At 72.7% G+C, this 13,753-nt stretch carries 13 protein-coding genes; 8 read left to right on the top strand and 5 right to left on the bottom strand.

Annotation, left to right across the window (positions count from 1 at the left end; genetic code table 11):
* Positions 1-3: 3 nt before the first annotated feature.
* Positions 4-1,626: an MFS transporter gene (locus J3R08_RS03815; RefSeq protein ID WP_113972047.1), complete on the bottom strand. Its 1,623-nt coding sequence runs from the start codon at positions 1,624-1,626 to the stop codon at positions 4-6.
* A gap of 54 nt (positions 1,627-1,680) precedes the next feature.
* Here J3R08_RS03815 and J3R08_RS03810 point away from each other — a divergent pair, with 54 nt between their 5' ends.
* The 4 genes from J3R08_RS03810 to J3R08_RS03795 all read left to right on the top strand — a co-directional run bounded on the left by J3R08_RS03810 (position 1,681) and on the right by J3R08_RS03795 (position 6,557).
* Positions 1,681-2,196, top strand: a complete 516-nt coding sequence (locus tag J3R08_RS03810; RefSeq protein ID WP_064447643.1) for a MarR family winged helix-turn-helix transcriptional regulator — start codon at positions 1,681-1,683, stop codon at positions 2,194-2,196.
* Between the two features lie 61 nt (positions 2,197-2,257).
* A complete protein-coding gene (locus J3R08_RS03805) occupies positions 2,258-2,779 on the top strand; it encodes a MarR family winged helix-turn-helix transcriptional regulator (protein ID WP_043330646.1) in 522 nt (173 codons plus the stop codon).
* On the top strand, positions 2,773-4,506 hold the full coding sequence (locus J3R08_RS03800; protein WP_064447642.1) for an ABC transporter ATP-binding protein: 1,734 nt from the start codon (positions 2,773-2,775) through the stop codon (positions 4,504-4,506). The genes J3R08_RS03805 and J3R08_RS03800 overlap by 7 nt, the downstream gene beginning before the upstream one ends.
* Positions 4,503-6,557, top strand: a complete 2,055-nt coding sequence (locus J3R08_RS03795; protein WP_043326707.1) for an ABC transporter ATP-binding protein — start codon at positions 4,503-4,505, stop codon at positions 6,555-6,557. The genes J3R08_RS03800 and J3R08_RS03795 overlap by 4 nt, the downstream gene beginning before the upstream one ends.
* 70 nt (positions 6,558-6,627) lie before the next feature.
* Here the strand turns inward: J3R08_RS03795 and thrS are convergent, their stop codons facing one another.
* Positions 6,628-7,842, bottom strand: a complete 1,215-nt coding sequence (thrS, locus tag J3R08_RS03790) for a threonine--tRNA ligase (protein WP_209959995.1) — start codon at positions 7,840-7,842, stop codon at positions 6,628-6,630.
* Between the two features lie 496 nt (positions 7,843-8,338).
* Between thrS and J3R08_RS03785 the strand changes: the two genes are divergently transcribed.
* The 3 genes from J3R08_RS03785 to J3R08_RS03775 all read left to right on the top strand — a co-directional run bounded on the left by J3R08_RS03785 (position 8,339) and on the right by J3R08_RS03775 (position 9,933).
* On the top strand, positions 8,339-8,962 hold the full coding sequence (locus J3R08_RS03785) for a DedA family protein (protein ID WP_043330647.1): 624 nt from the start codon (positions 8,339-8,341) through the stop codon (positions 8,960-8,962).
* Complete coding sequence (locus tag J3R08_RS03780) at positions 8,890-9,183, top strand: hypothetical protein (protein WP_124778836.1); 294 nt, start codon at positions 8,890-8,892, stop codon at positions 9,181-9,183. Before J3R08_RS03785 ends, J3R08_RS03780 begins: the two co-directional genes overlap by 73 nt.
* Before the next feature lie 96 nt (positions 9,184-9,279).
* The gene (locus J3R08_RS03775) at positions 9,280-9,933 is read left to right on the top strand and encodes a DUF998 domain-containing protein (protein ID WP_209959993.1); all 654 of its coding nucleotides are present in this window, start codon (positions 9,280-9,282) and stop codon (positions 9,931-9,933) included.
* 17 nt (positions 9,934-9,950) lie between these two features.
* Here the strand turns inward: J3R08_RS03775 and J3R08_RS03770 are convergent, their stop codons facing one another.
* Positions 9,951-11,354 carry an NAD(P)H-quinone dehydrogenase gene (locus J3R08_RS03770; RefSeq protein ID WP_043326713.1) on the bottom strand — a complete coding sequence of 468 codons (1,404 nt, stop codon included), beginning with the start codon at positions 11,352-11,354 and terminating at the stop codon, positions 9,951-9,953.
* A 106-nt stretch (positions 11,355-11,460) separates the two neighbouring features.
* On the opposite strand from J3R08_RS03770, the gene J3R08_RS03765 reads away from it, so the two are divergent.
* Positions 11,461-11,916 carry a gamma-glutamylcyclotransferase gene (locus J3R08_RS03765; protein ID WP_030501227.1) on the top strand — a complete coding sequence of 152 codons (456 nt, stop codon included), beginning with the start codon at positions 11,461-11,463 and terminating at the stop codon, positions 11,914-11,916.
* Positions 11,917-11,991: 75 nt separating this feature from the next.
* Here J3R08_RS03765 and J3R08_RS03760 read toward each other — a convergent pair whose 3' ends face one another.
* The gene (locus J3R08_RS03760) at positions 11,992-12,954 is read right to left on the bottom strand and encodes a GNAT family N-acetyltransferase (protein WP_166455841.1); all 963 of its coding nucleotides are present in this window, start codon (positions 12,952-12,954) and stop codon (positions 11,992-11,994) included.
* Positions 12,955-12,996: 42 nt separating this feature from the next.
* The gene (locus J3R08_RS03755; protein WP_064447637.1) at positions 12,997-13,737 is read right to left on the bottom strand and encodes a hypothetical protein; all 741 of its coding nucleotides are present in this window, start codon (positions 13,735-13,737) and stop codon (positions 12,997-12,999) included.
* Positions 13,738-13,753 lie beyond the last annotated feature (16 nt).

The raw sequence follows: 13,753 nt of genomic DNA, 5'->3' as shown, positions 1-13,753 counted from the left end.
GGCTCAGGCCCGGGACGGCTCCGCTTCGGCGGGCTGGGACTCCCCGGTCTCCCCGTGGCGAACTGTCGGCAGGCGCAGGCAGGCGACCAGACCGATCAGCAGGAAGCCGGCGCCCGCGAACGCCGCGTACCGGGTGGCGTCGGAGAACGCCGCCTTCGCCTCCTCGGCGATCGGCGCGGTACGCGGGTCCGCCTCCAGCCCGCCGATCGCCGCGCCGGCGCTCTCCTTGACCGCGCTGACCACCTGGTCCCGCTGGGCCGGGTCGAGGCCGGGCTGGTCGGCCAGGCGGTCGCCGAGCAGCCCGCCGAGGCCGGCGAAGAGCACGGTGCCGAGCACCGCGATGCCGAGCGCGGAGCCGACCTGCCGGGCGGTGCTCTGCAGGCCCGAGCCCTGGCCGCTGCGGCGTACCGGCACCTCGGACAGCGAGACGCCGGTGAGCTGGGCGGTGGCCAGGCCGACGCCGACGCCGTAGACGAACAGGAAGCCCACCGGCGCCCACCAGCTGGTGTCCGGCGCGACCACGAATCCGAGCCCGGCCACGCCGACCAGTTCGGCGGCGACACCGAGCTGGACCACCCGGGCCGCGCCCCAGCGCTGGGTCAGCGGCGCACCGATGCCGCTGGCCAGGAAGCTGCCGACGGCGAGCGGCAGCAGCGCCAGGCCGGTCCGGAAGGCGCTGTAGCCGAGCACGTTCTGGAACCACAGTGGCAGCGCGAACAGCAGGCCGAACTCGCCCAGGCTGACGATCGCGGCGGCCAGGATGCCGTTGCGGAACGAGCCGATGCCGAACAGCGACAGGTCGAGCAGCGCCGGACGGCCGGCCCGGTTGCGGCGTACCTGCTGGGTCAGGAAGAGCCCGAGCGCGGCGAGCCCGAGGAGCGCGGCCACCGGCACCGGTGAGATCGACGCGGTCCACTCCAGCCCGAAGAGGCTGAACGGCCGTTCCCGCTCCCACCAGCCGTAGGTGCGGCCCTCGATCAGCGCGAAGACCACGCCGGTCATGCCGATCACGGAGAGCAGCGCGCCGGTGAGGTCCAGGCCGCGTTCGGCCCGGTCGTCGCGGGACTCGGCCACCAGCACGAGCGTCGCCACGATCACGGCGAGGCTGACCGGGACGTTGATGCCGAAGGCCCACCGCCAGGAGTACGTGGTGGTGAGCCAGCCGCCGAGCAGCGGCCCGAGCGCTGCCGCGCCACCGATGGTGGAGCCCCAGACGGCGAACGCGATGCCCTTCTCCCGGCCGGTGAAGTTGGCGTTGAGCAGGGAGAGCGAGGTGGGCAGCATCATCGCCCCGCCGACGCCCTGGAGCACCCGGGCGGCGATGAGCGTCTCGCCGGAGCCGGCGAGCGCGGCGAGGACGCTGGCGACCACGAACACTGTGACGCCGACGAGGAACATCCGCCGCCGTCCGGACCGGTCGGCGAAGCGGCCGGCGACCAGCAGCAACGCGGCGAAGACCAGGGTGTACGCCTCCTGCACCCACTGCGCGTCGGTGGAGGTGATGTCGAGGTCCCGGATGATCTGCGGCACCGCGACGTTCACGATGGTGGCGTCCACGATGATCATCGCTACGCCGAGGCTGATGGCCAGCAGCCCGAACCAGCGTCCGCGCCCGTCGCCGCGCATGGCGCCCTCCCTTTAGCTAGATTTTCTAGCTACCCGAAGTGCTAGCTTTATCCCATGGAGGGGGTGCCGTCAACCGGGGAGCCCGCACCGGGTCCGCCGCCGAGCAGCGAGACCTCCCGGGCGCTGCGCGAGGTGCTGCGGATCGCCGGTGACACCCGGGCCGCGCTGGCCCGCCGCCTGGGCCTCAACTCGACCGACGCCGCCGCGATCCATCACCTGATCTCCAGCCCGGAGCCACTGGGCCCGGTCGAACTGGGCAACCGGCTCGGCATCCGGTCCGCCTCGGCGACCACGCTCGTGGACCGGCTGGTGCAGGCCGGTCACGTCGCCCGGGCCCCGCACCCGCACGACCGGCGTCGGCTCAGCCTCCAGGTGACCGAGAGCGGCGTGGGTGAGGTGCTGGAGGCGCTGCGCCCGATGCTCGTCGGCGTCGACCGGGCGGTCTCCCGGCTCACCCCCGAGCAGGCCGAGGCCACCACGGCGTTCCTGCGCGAGGTCACCGAGGTGATGCGCGAGTACGTCGCCACCGCCCCGGACGAGCCTCCGCGCGCCCGCGCCGACCGCGGCTGAGGAGATTCTCAGAAATAGTTTGGGCCCTGATGGTTCGGGAGCTAATCTGACGCTCGTGAACATGGGCCCGCTCGTCCGCTTCCCCGACGCCCTGCACCACGCGCCACTCGGCCGGCTGGTCTCCATCGCCGGCCACGTCGTCGAGCAGCACTGGGGGCGTTACCTCGCCGAACACCACGGGCTCACGTCCGCCGGCATGCGGGTCCTGATGATCCTCCTCCGATCCGGCGACGTGAGCCACCGGGAAATGGCCGAGCTGTGCTTCGTCCGGCCCGCCACGCTCACCGGCATCGTGGACACCCTCGAACGCGACGGCTTCGTCACCAGGCGCCGCGCGCCCGAGGACCGCCGCACCGTCCGGCTCGCCCTCACCGACAAGGGCGGCGAGCACGCCCGCACCATCATCGACATGATCCACAGCGACCGGCCACTGACGTCCGTCGACGCCGACCCGGACAAGCGGGCGGTCATCCGCGAGTTCCTGATCGAAATCATCACCGGCATGTCCGACGGAGACCTCCGTCGGTTGAACCGGGACAGCGAGTCCGACACCGAGCCGCCAACGGGGAGCCATCCGTGTTGATCCGCCTGCTCCGCACACATCTACGCCCGTACCGACGATGGCTGGTCGCCGTGGTGGCGTTCCAGTTCGTCGGCACCATCGCCTCGCTCTACCTGCCCAGCCTCAACGCCGACATCATCGACCGCGGCGTCGCCGTCGGCGACACCGACCAGATCCTGCGTACGGGCGGCTGGATGCTGCTGGTCAGCCTGCTCCAGATCGCCTGCTCGATCGCCGCCGTCTACTTCGGGGCGAAGACCGCGATGGGCTTCGGCCGCGACGTGCGGGGCGCCATCTTCCGGCGGGTGAACAGCTTCTCCGCCCGCGAGGTGGCCCGGTTCGGCGCGCCGTCCCTGATCACCCGCAACACCAACGACGTCCAGCAGGTGCAGATGCTGGTGCTGCTGAGCTGCACCATGCTGGTCGCCGCGCCGATCATGAGCGTCGGCGGCGTGGTGATGGCGCTGCGCGAGGACGTCGGGCTCTCCTGGCTGATGCTGGTCTGCGTACCGGTGCTCGCCGTCGCGCTGGGCCTGATCATCCGCCGGATGGTGCCGGGCTTCCGGCTCATGCAGACCCGGATCGACACCGTCAACCGGGTGATGCGCGAGCAGATCACCGGCATCCGGGTGGTCCGGGCCTTCGTCCGGGAGCCGTACGAGACCGACCGGTTCCGGGCGGCGAACACCGACCTGACCGCCACCGCGCTGCGGATCGGACGGCTCCAGGCGCTGATCTTCCCGATCGTGATGCTGGTCCTGAACGTCTCCAGCGTCGCGGTGCTCTGGTTCGGCGCGGCGCGCGTCGACTCCGGCCAGATCCAGGTCGGCGCGCTGACCGCGTTCCTGCAGTACCTGATGCAGATCCTGATGGCGGTCATGATGGCCACCTTCATGCTGATGATGGTGCCCCGGGCCGCGGTCTGCGCCGAACGCATCGAGGAGGTGCTGGACACCGACTCGTCGGTGGTGCCGGCGCCCGACCCGGTCACCGAGGTCACCGGCCACGGCGAGCTGGAACTGCGCGGCGCCGGATTCCAGTACCCGGGCGCGAGCGCGCCGGTGCTGCACGACATCTCGTTCCGGGCCGAACCGGGCCGGACCACAGCGATCATCGGCTCCACCGGCGCCGGCAAGACGACGCTGCTGACCCTGATCCCCCGGCTGGTCGACCCGACCGCCGGCGCCGTCCTGGTCGACGGCGTGGACGTCCGGGAACTCGCCCCGGATGAGCTGTGGCGGCGGATCGGGCTGGTACCCCAGCGGCCGTACCTGTTCAGCGGCACCGTCGCCAGCAACCTGCGGTACGGCAACCCGGACGCCACCGACGCGGACCTGTGGGCCGCGCTGGAGATCGCCCAGGCGCGTGACTTCGTCGCCGAGATGGCGGGCGGACTGGACGCGCCGATCGCGCAGGGCGGCACGAACGTCTCCGGTGGCCAGCGGCAACGGCTGGCGATCGCCCGTGCGCTCGTACGCAAACCGGAGATCTATCTCTTCGACGACTCCTTCTCCGCGCTCGACCTCGGCACGGACGCCCGGCTGCGGGCCGCCCTCAAGCCGGTCACCGCGGACGCGGCGGTGGTAATCGTGGCCCAGCGGGTCTCCACGATCGTCGACGCCGACCAGATCATCGTGCTCGAGGACGGGGGTGTCGTCGGGATGGGACGACATGAGGAACTGCTGGAGAGCTGCCCCACGTACGCCGAGATCGTGGCGTCGCAGCAGACGGCGGAGGTGGCCGCGTGAGCGCGCCGGTTCCGCAGCAGAAGAACGAACCGAAGCGGCTGCCTCCGGCCGGACGCCGGCCCGCCGGTGGACCGCCGCACATGAACATGGGCATGCCGGCCGAGAAGGCGATGAACTTCGGGCCGTCGGCGCGCCGCCTGCTGGGGCGGCTGCGGCCGTACCGGCTCCAGCTCACCGGCGTGCTCGCGCTGGCCCTGGGCAGCGTCGGGCTCAGCGTCGTCGGACCGAAGGTGCTCGGCCACGCCACCGACATCATCTTCAGCGGGGTGATCGGGCGGCAGCTCCCGCCCGGCACCACCACCGAGGCGGCGGCGGAGGCGGCCCGCGCCGAGGGCAACGGCAACTTCGCCGACATGCTGGCCCGGATGGACGTCATCCCCGGCGCCGGCATCGACTTCGACGCGCTGGGCCGGGTGCTGGCGTTCGCGGTGGTGCTCTACATCGGCGCGAGCATCCTGCAGTGGGCGCAGGGCTGGGTGCTCAACGGGGTGGTGCAGCGCACCGTGCTCAAGCTGCGCGCCGACGTGGAGGACAAGCTCAACCGGCTGCCGCTGCCGTACTTCGACAAGCAGCCCCGGGGTGAGCTGCTGAGCCGGGTCACGAACGACATCGACAACGTGTCGCAGACGCTGCAGCAGACGCTGAGCCAGTTGCTCACGTCGCTGCTCACAGTCGTCGGCGTACTCGGGATGATGTTCTGGATCTCGCCGTTGCTGGCGCTGGTCGCGCTGGTCGCGGTGCCGCTGTCGGTGGTGGTCACCGGCCAGATCGCGAAGCGGTCCCAGGGCAAGTTCATCGCGCAGTGGAAGCACACCGGCGAGCTGAACGGCCAGATCGAGGAGGCGTACACCGGGCACGAGCTGGTCAAGGTCTTCGGCCGGCAGAAGGAGGTCGAGGCCGCCTTCCACGCCAAGAACGAGGAGTTGTTCCGGGCCAGCTTCGGCGCGCAGTTCGTCTCCGGCATCATCATGCCGGCGATGTTCTTCATCGGGAACCTCAGCTACGTCGCGATCGCGGTGGTCGGCGGGCTGCGGGTGGCGTCGGGCTCGATGAGCCTCGGTGACGTGCAGGCGTTCATCCAGTACTCGCGGCAGTTCACCCAGCCACTCACCCAGGTCGCCTCGATGGCCAACCTGCTGCAGTCCGGCGTGGCCTCGGCCGAGCGGGTCTTCGCGGTGCTCGACGCCGACGAGCAGAGCCCCGACCCGGCCGAGCCGGCCCGGATCGCCGACCCGCACGGGCGGGTCGAGTTCGAGCACGTCTCCTTCCGGTACGACCCGGAGAAGCCGCTCATCGACGACCTGTCCCTGGTCGCCGAGCCGGGCCACACGGTCGCCATCGTCGGTCCCACCGGCGCGGGCAAGACCACGCTGGTCAACCTGGTCATGCGGTTCTACGAGCTGGACGCCGGCCGGATCACGCTGGACGGGGTGGACATCTCCACGATGCGCCGCGACGACCTGCGCGGCCGGATCGGCATGGTCCTGCAGGACACCTGGCTGTTCGGCGGCACCATCCGGGACAACATCGCCTACGGCCGCCCGGACGCCACCGAGGAGGAGATCCTCGCCGCCGCGCGGGCCACGTTCGTGGACCGGTTCGTCCGCAGCCTGCCGGACGGCTACGACACCGTGATCGACGAGGAGGGCAGCAACGTCAGCGCCGGCGAGAAGCAGCTCATCACCATCGCCCGCGCGTTCCTGGCCGAGCCGTCACTGCTGATCCTGGACGAGGCGACAAGCTCGGTGGACACCCGCACCGAAGTGCTGCTCCAGCGCGCCATGGCGGCGCTGCGCTCGGACCGGACCAGCTTCGTCATCGCGCACCGGCTCTCCACCATCCGCGACGCCGACCTGATCCTGATGATGGAGCAGGGCCGGATCGTGGAGCAGGGCACCCACGAGCAGCTCGTCGCCGCCGGTGGCGCGTACGCCCGGCTCTACCGGGCGCAGTTCACCGGCGCGGTGATCACCGACGAGGTTCCGGCGCCGGCACCGGCCGGCCCGCCGAACGGAATGCGTGCCGGCGCCGGCACGCCGGTCGGGAACTGACGTGGACCCGGCCACAGGTCCGACACCGGTCCCCGTCCGGGTGCCTCACCGGCACCCGGACGGGCCGGGGTCAGACCGGGAGCAGCGCCGCCGACCGGCTCGCGACCACCGCGCCGATCAGGCCCAGCGCCTGCGCGGCGGGCATCGGGTCGAGCACCCGGCCGTCGCGCAGACGCAGCGAGACCGACCCGTCGGCCGCCTCCCGGGGGCCGACCACCCCGGTGTACGGGATGCGCCTGCGGGCCGCGTCGCGGATGCGGGCGCCGAGCGAGCCGGCATGGTCCACCTCGGCCCGCAGCCCGGCCGCCTCGGCCCGGTGGGCCAGCCCGGCGGCCGCGTCGGCCTGCGCCGCGTCGAGCGGGAGCAGCAGCAACTGCACCGGGGCGTACCAGGCCGGGAACGCGCCCTCGTGCACCTCGATCAGGTACGCGAACAGCCGCTCCATGCTGCCGACGAGGCTGCGGTGCACCATCACCGGCCGTTTCCGGCGGCCGTCCGAGTCGGTGTACGACAGGTCGAACCGCTCCGGCTTGTCGAAGTCGAGCTGGACGGTGGAGATGGTCGACTCCCGGCCGGCCGCGTCCACGATCTGAATGTCGATCTTCGGGCCGTAGAACGCGGCCTCGCCCGGCGCCTCGACGACGTCCACCCCGTCGAGCGCCGCGCGCAGCAGGTCCTCGGCCCGCGCCCAGCTCGCGTCGTCGCCCACGTACCGCTGGCCCGGCCCGCGCAACGACAGCCGCAACCCGGCGGGGCGGACGCCGAGCGCGGCGTGCGCCTCGCCGATCAGCCGCAGGACCTCGCGGACCTCGTCACCGACCTGGTCCAGCGCGCAGAAGGTGTGCGCGTCGTTGAGCGAGATGGCGCGCACCCGGGACAGCCCGCCGAGCACCCCGGAACGCTCCGCCCGGTACATGCCGCCCAGCTCGGCGATCCGCAGCGGCAGCTCCCGGTAGGAGCGGCCCCGGGCGCGGAACACCAGCGCGTGATGCGGGCACAGCGCCGGACGCAGCACGAACTCGTCGTCGGCGCTCAGCCGCATCGGCGGGAACATGTCGTCGGCGAAGTAGCCGAGGTGCCCGGACAGCTCGAACAGCTCCCGTTTGCCCAGCGGCGGCGAGTAGACGTGCCGGTAGCCGGCCTGCCGCTCCAGCTCCCGCACGTACTCCTCGACGGCGTGCCGGGCGGCGGCGCCGTCCGGCAGCCAGATCGGCAGCCCGGCGCCCGCGAGCGGGTCGGAGACGAACAGCTCCAGGTCCCGGCCGAGCCTGCGGTGGTCGATCATGTCGCTCTCCTTGATCGGGTACGACCCGGAGGCGAGCAGGCCCGGAACGCCGCGAGGCCCCGGAGCGGATCGCCCCGGGGCCTCGTCGACGGAAACGTCAGTGCGGCGCGCCGGGAACACCCGGCGTCGTGGTCACTACCGCGCTGCGCATGCCCCGACCGTAGACGCGCGGACGGCACCGGCGCACCTGGATTTCGGAGAGAGGGTGCGGGTCGCCGACACGGGACCTGCCGGCGACCCGCGGCGGCCCGGACATCGGGAACGGGGGACCCGACGGCTCCGGTGCCGCGTCCCGCCAACGGTACGCCGCGATCCGTCGATCCGCCGCCCCGCTCCGCGGCCCCGCCCATCCGTCACTTCCGGCCGGGTCGGCTCGTTCCACACCTACGGCCCGTCGGTGTCGCTGGTCACCGCCAGGTGGGGCCGGTGGTGGTGACGCCGGACACGGCGTCACCCTCGATCCGGTCGAACGGAGAACTCCGGCGAGGTGGCGGTCGTGGCCGAGCTCATCTCTGACGTCGCGTCGCCCATGTGGGCGTACGCGCTGCTGCTGACCCTGCTGATCGCCGACGCCTTCGTCCCGGTGGTGCCGACCCAGCTCGTCATGATCACGAGTGGGGCGCTGACCGTCTACGGCGGGCTCAGCCTGCCGGTCACCATCGCTGTCGGCGCGGCCGGCGTCTTCATCGGCGACCTGACCTGCTACCTGATCGGCCGCACCACGCCGACCCGCCGGCCGGCACGGGCCACGCCACGCGGACGGGCACGCCGGGCCGTCACCCGGGTCACCCGCGGGCTGCGCGAGCCGGGGCCGCTGGTGATCCTGCTCTGCCGGTTCGTGCCCGGCGGCCGGATGGCGGCCTGCTTCTCGGCCGGCCGCAGCCGCTACCCGTACCGCCTCTTCCTGCCCTACGAGGCGGCGGCGGCGCTCGCCTGGTCCAGTTACGGCGCGCTCGTCGGCCATCTGGGCGGTACGGCGCTGACCCACTCGGCGTGGCGGCTGCTGCTGATCGGTGGGGTGGCGGCGGCCGGGTTCGCGCTGGCCGGGTGGGCGATGACCTGGATCAGCAGCGCCCGGCAGACCCGCGCCGAGGCCACCGCCGACTCGACCGGCAGCTGACCCCCGAGCACCTGATCGACGTGAAGGAAGAACAGGCCATGAGCGACACGGCGGCGTGGCACGACGTCAAGGCCAGGGCTCGGCGAATCGATCCCTCATGGGATGACGCCGAGCGCGTGACCCGGCGCGGGCAGCTCAGAGAACAGATGCTGGCCTCGATCAATGGCGCGCAGTCGACGGGAGACCCGGCAGACGATGCGCCTTCACCCGACGGGACCTGACGCCGTTCTCGGGGGTCCGGTAGGGGACGACCCGGGTAGCGAAGTGGGTGGTGGTCCCGGATCCGTCTGGGGCGGTTCCGGCGACAGGCTGGCCGTATGCCTGGAACGCGGAGCAGCGGCCTGTTGGCCCTCGGCGGGATCGTCCTGGCGGCGGTGCTCGCGGTGATGGGTCACGTCGGGGTGAGCGACGATCTGGATCCCTGGTCGCTGACCGTCAGCGACTTCGCCGTCTCCGATCGGGGCGGCGTCATCGACACCGCGATGGCGGTGCTCACGGCGGCCAGCGTGGTGCTGCTGCCGGCGCTGCGGCGGTCCGGTGCGGGCCGGGTGCCGCTCGCGCTGCTCACCGCCTGGTCGGCCGGGTTGCTGGCCGCGGCGGTGGTGCCCACTAACGAGCCGGGTACGCCGATGGACACCGCCGCGTACGTGCACCGGTACGCCTCGGTGCTGTCGTTCCTGGCCCTGCCCGTGGCCGCCTGGCTGCTGGCCCGCAACCCGGTCGCGGGAGCCGCGGCCTGGCTGCGCGGCCTGACCGTGGCCAGCCTGCTGCTGGCGGGCGCGATGATCTGGTCCGCCTACCCCGGCGACCGGGCCCTGCTGGGCCTGATCGAGCGCGCGCTCATCCTCACGGAGACGGCAGTCATCACCACCCTGGCCCTGCACCTCACCCTGACCAAAGTCGTCGATCATGCAGTTGTGACCCCGCACAGACCGGGCATACCGGTCGGATCGGGGGCCGCAACTCCATGATCGACGAAAGAAGAGGGCTACTCCAGCTCGTGGAGCATGAGCTGGCGGGCGGCCTCGGTGATGGAGCCGGACAGGCTCGGGTAGATGGTGATGGTGTGGGCCAGCTCGTTGACGGTGAGGTTGTTCTCCACCGCCATCGTGATCGGCAGGATCAGCTCGCTGGCCTTCGGCGCCACCACCACGCCGCCGATCACCTGGCCGCTCGCGGGCCGGCAGAACAGCTTGACGAAGCCGTCGGCCAGGTCGTCCATCTTCGCCCGCGCGTTGCCGGACAGCGGCAGCATCACCTGGCGGGCCGGGGTCTTGCCGGCGTCCACCTCGTCCTGGGAGACGCCGACCGTGGCCAGCTCCGGGTCGGTGAAGACGTTCGCCGCGACGGTACGCAGCCGCAGCGGCCGGACCGCCTCGCCCAGCGCGTGCCACATGGCGATCCGGCCCTGCATGGCGGCGACGCTCGCGAGCGGCAGCACGCCGGTGCAGTCGCCGGCCGCGTAGATGCCCGGCACGTTGGTACGGGACACCCGGTCGACAGTCACGTAACCGCCCCGGGCCAGCTCCACGCCGTACTCGGCCAGGCCCAGATCGGCGGTGTTCGGGATCGAGCCGACGGCGATCAGCGCGTGCGAGCCGGTGACCTGGCGGCCGTCGGAGAGCACCACCTCCACCCCGTCGCCGACGCGGCGGACCGCCTCGGCGCGGGAGTTGTTCAGGATGCTCATGCCCCGGTTGCGGAACACCCGCTCGATCGCCATCGCGGCGTCGGCGTCCTCGTGCGGCATGACCCGGTCCCGGCTGGAGACCAGCGTGACCTTGACGCCCATGGCCAGGTACGCGCTGGCGAACTCGGCGCCGGTCACGCCGGAGCCGACCACGATCAGGTGCTCGGGCAGGTCGGGCAGGTCGTACACCTGACGCCAGGTCAGGATGCGCTCGCCGTCCGGTACGGCGGTGGGCAACTGGCGCGGGGTCGCGCCGGTCGCGACGAGCACCGTCGACGCGGCGATGGAGTACTCCTCGCCGCCGCCGGCCGGGGTGACGATCACGCGGTGGGTGTGGCCGAGCGTGTCCTCGCCCAGCCGGGCGGTGCCGGCCACGAACTCGACGCCGGCCTTGACCAGCTTGGTGTGGATGTCGGCGGACTGGGCCAGCGCGAGCCGCTTGACCCGCTCGTGCACCGCCCGGGCGTCGACGGTGACCGCCTCCAGGCCGTCGGAGTGCACGCCGAACTCCTCGGTGTCCCGGTAGCCGGTGACCACCTCCGAGCTGGCGATGAACGTCTTGGAGGGCACGCAGTCGGAGAGCACGCAGGCGCCGCCGGCCCCCTCCGCCTCGACCACTGTGACCTCGGCGTCCAACTGCGCGGCGACCAGGGCCGCCTCGTACCCGGCCGGCCCGCCGCCGATGATCACGATCTGGCTCACAGCATTAGCCCCTCGTCTGTGCTCACAGTGACTTTCTTCTCCCCGTCGGGTTCGACACGCACTGTCGTATTCTCCCCCACCCGCCAGCCGGGCTATCGTCGTCGCCGTGCGTCTCTACGCTGCTTACGGCTCAAACCTGGACCCGGCCCGCATGCGCGCCTACTGCCCGCATTCGCCGATGGTGGGTACCGGCTGGCTGGAGGGGTGGCGGCTCACCTTCGCCGGCGAGGACGTCATCGGATGGGAGGGCTCGGTCAGCACCGTTGTCGAGTCCCCGGGTGACCGGGTCTTCGTGGCGCTCTACGACATCCACCCGTACGACGCCGCGCAGCTCGACGAGATCGAGGGCGTGACCGCCGAGACGTACCGCAGGCTGACCGTGCGCGTCTCGACGCTCGACGGCGACGTGACCGCGTGGGTCTACGTGTTCGACGGTTACGAGGGCGGTCTGCCCACCGCGTGGTACCTGTCGGAGCTGGCGAACGCCGCGGAGAAGGCGGGCGCGCCGGACGACTACGTCACCGAGCTGCGGTCCCGCCCCACCGGCACCGCGTCCGCGTAGCGCGTCTCCCACACCCACAGTGTGCGCCGTGCGGCCGCACCCGCGCTCGGCGACCCCGGTACGAGGGGTGCCGGGTCACACCCGCGAGGCGGGCACGCTCCGCTCGTACATGTCGACCCAGCGCTCCTCCACCAGCCCGACGGAGCGGTAGAGCGTGACCGGTGCGGTCGGGTTGGCCAGGTCGACGCCGAGCCCGGCCCCTTCGCGGCCCTTCGCCGCGTAGACCGCGAAGGCCCGGCGCAGCAGCGCCGCACCCACCCCGCGCCGCCGGTACGCGGGCAGCACCGACAGCGTCCGCACCCACCCCCGGTCCTGGTCGAGCGCCTGGTCGGAGGACTGGAGCGCGCCGGCCGGCTCGCCGTCGACCTCGGCCAGGAACCACTCGTCCCAGACCTTCCCGTACGAGGGCAGCAGGTCCCGCCACTGCTCGAAGTCGAGCGGGTCGTGGTCGGGCGTGTCCCGGAACGCGGTGTCGTAGATCCGGTGGAACAGCCGCAGGTCGCTCTCGTCGTCGGCGCGCAGCGGCCGCACCGTCACCCCGGGCGGGGGCGCCGGCTCGGCGGGCAGGTCGGCCAGCGAGCGGCTCATCCGGATGTAGCGCTTGATCCGGGTGAACCCGGCCTCGGCCAGCTCACCGGCCCAGCGGGTCTCCGGCGCGTACACGCCGGCGCGGGCGGTCAGCGCGGGCAGGCCGCGCTCGGCGGCACGTTCGGCGACCCGCTCCAGCAGCCGCGCCAGCAGCGGCGCACGCAGGTCGGCGCCACGGTCGGGGTCGACCAGGACGTCCACCCATTCCCGGCCGACACCGCTGGGGTTGGCCAGGATCGACCAGGCCACCGCCGTACCGTCCGGGTCGGTGACCAGCCAGGAGTCCCGCGCCGGGTCGACGAACGGCGCGATCAGCGCGGACCGCACATCCTCGGCGTCGAAGTCGGGGTAGCCCACGGCGAACGTGTCGGAGGCGTGCACCACAGCCAGGATCGCGGGCACGTCGTCGAGGGTCGGGCGGCGGGCCGACCAGCCGGCGGGGAGCGTCACGGGCCAGATCCTGGCAGCCGGACCGGCGGGGCCGCCTCCCATTTATCCGCGCCGGGCGCGCTTCCGCGCGGCGCCGAGCAGACCCAGCAGCTCCGCCCCCTCGGCGGTGCTGAGCGCGCGGAACGCCGCCGACGCCAGCCGGTCGGTCACCGCCTCGGCCCACAGTCGGCGTCGCACCAGCGGCCCGACCGGCGGGTACGGGGGCGCCCAGCCGCACGCCGCCGCGCCCGCCTCGCCCTCCGGCCCGGCCAGCACCGCCTCCAGCGGGGTCAGACCGGCCGCGCGTACCGCCAGCAGGTACGCCCCGGCGAAGTGCTCGCGCAGCAGCAGCATGCCGACCGCCGCCCGGGCGCCCGGCGACGGGTCGGGCACCGGCATGGCCCGCCAGGCGGCGAACAGCGGCATGCCGCTGCCGTCCGCCGCCTCGACCGCCCGGCCCAGCAGCGCGGCGAGCCGGGACGACTCGGCGCCGTCACCGAGCCGGGCGGTGCCCCACCGGCAGCACTCGGCCAGGTTGGCGGCGGCCACCTCCAGCGGCGGGACGGTGCGTGCGGCGGCGTCCCAGCCGTCGGTGACCGCCTCGGGGGCGATGAAGCCCAGCGCCGCGGCGACGGTCTCGGCGCGGACGTCACCGAGCGCACCGGCCCGTCCGGTGATGTAGAAGGCCCACCCGGAGATGCCCAGCAGCCGCGCCCGGCGCAGCGTGGACGGGCAGCGCGCGAACGCCTCCCCGAGTTCGAGCACCAGCGGTTTGCAGGCGGCGGCGAGCTGTTCCGGAGTCATCGGCCGCCCGTCACTC

It is taken from the genome of Micromonospora sp. HB375 (assembly GCF_017872985.1).
Classification (GTDB): domain Bacteria; phylum Actinomycetota; class Actinomycetes; order Mycobacteriales; family Micromonosporaceae; genus Micromonospora; species Micromonospora chalcea.
The sequence above is the reverse complement of the archived record's forward strand: the minus strand, read 5'-3'. Positions and strand labels throughout refer to the sequence as shown.

What these genes read in the sequence shown, in the direction of transcription:
- J3R08_RS03805 (WP_043330646.1), top strand. Translation starts at nt 2,258, where the DNA reads ATGGGCCCGCTCGTCCGCTTCCCCGACGCCCTGCACCACGCGCCACTC.
- J3R08_RS03755 (WP_064447637.1), bottom strand. Translation starts at nt 13,737, where the DNA reads ATGACTCCGGAACAGCTCGCCGCCGCCTGCAAACCGCTGGTGCTCGAA.
- thrS (WP_209959995.1), bottom strand. Translation starts at nt 7,842, where the DNA reads ATGATCGACCACCGCAGGCTCGGCCGGGACCTGGAGCTGTTCGTCTCC.
- J3R08_RS03815 (WP_113972047.1), bottom strand. Translation starts at nt 1,626, where the DNA reads ATGCGCGGCGACGGGCGCGGACGCTGGTTCGGGCTGCTGGCCATCAGC.
- J3R08_RS03775 (WP_209959993.1), top strand. Translation starts at nt 9,280, where the DNA reads ATGCCTGGAACGCGGAGCAGCGGCCTGTTGGCCCTCGGCGGGATCGTC.
- J3R08_RS03810 (WP_064447643.1), top strand. Translation starts at nt 1,681, where the DNA reads ATGGAGGGGGTGCCGTCAACCGGGGAGCCCGCACCGGGTCCGCCGCCG.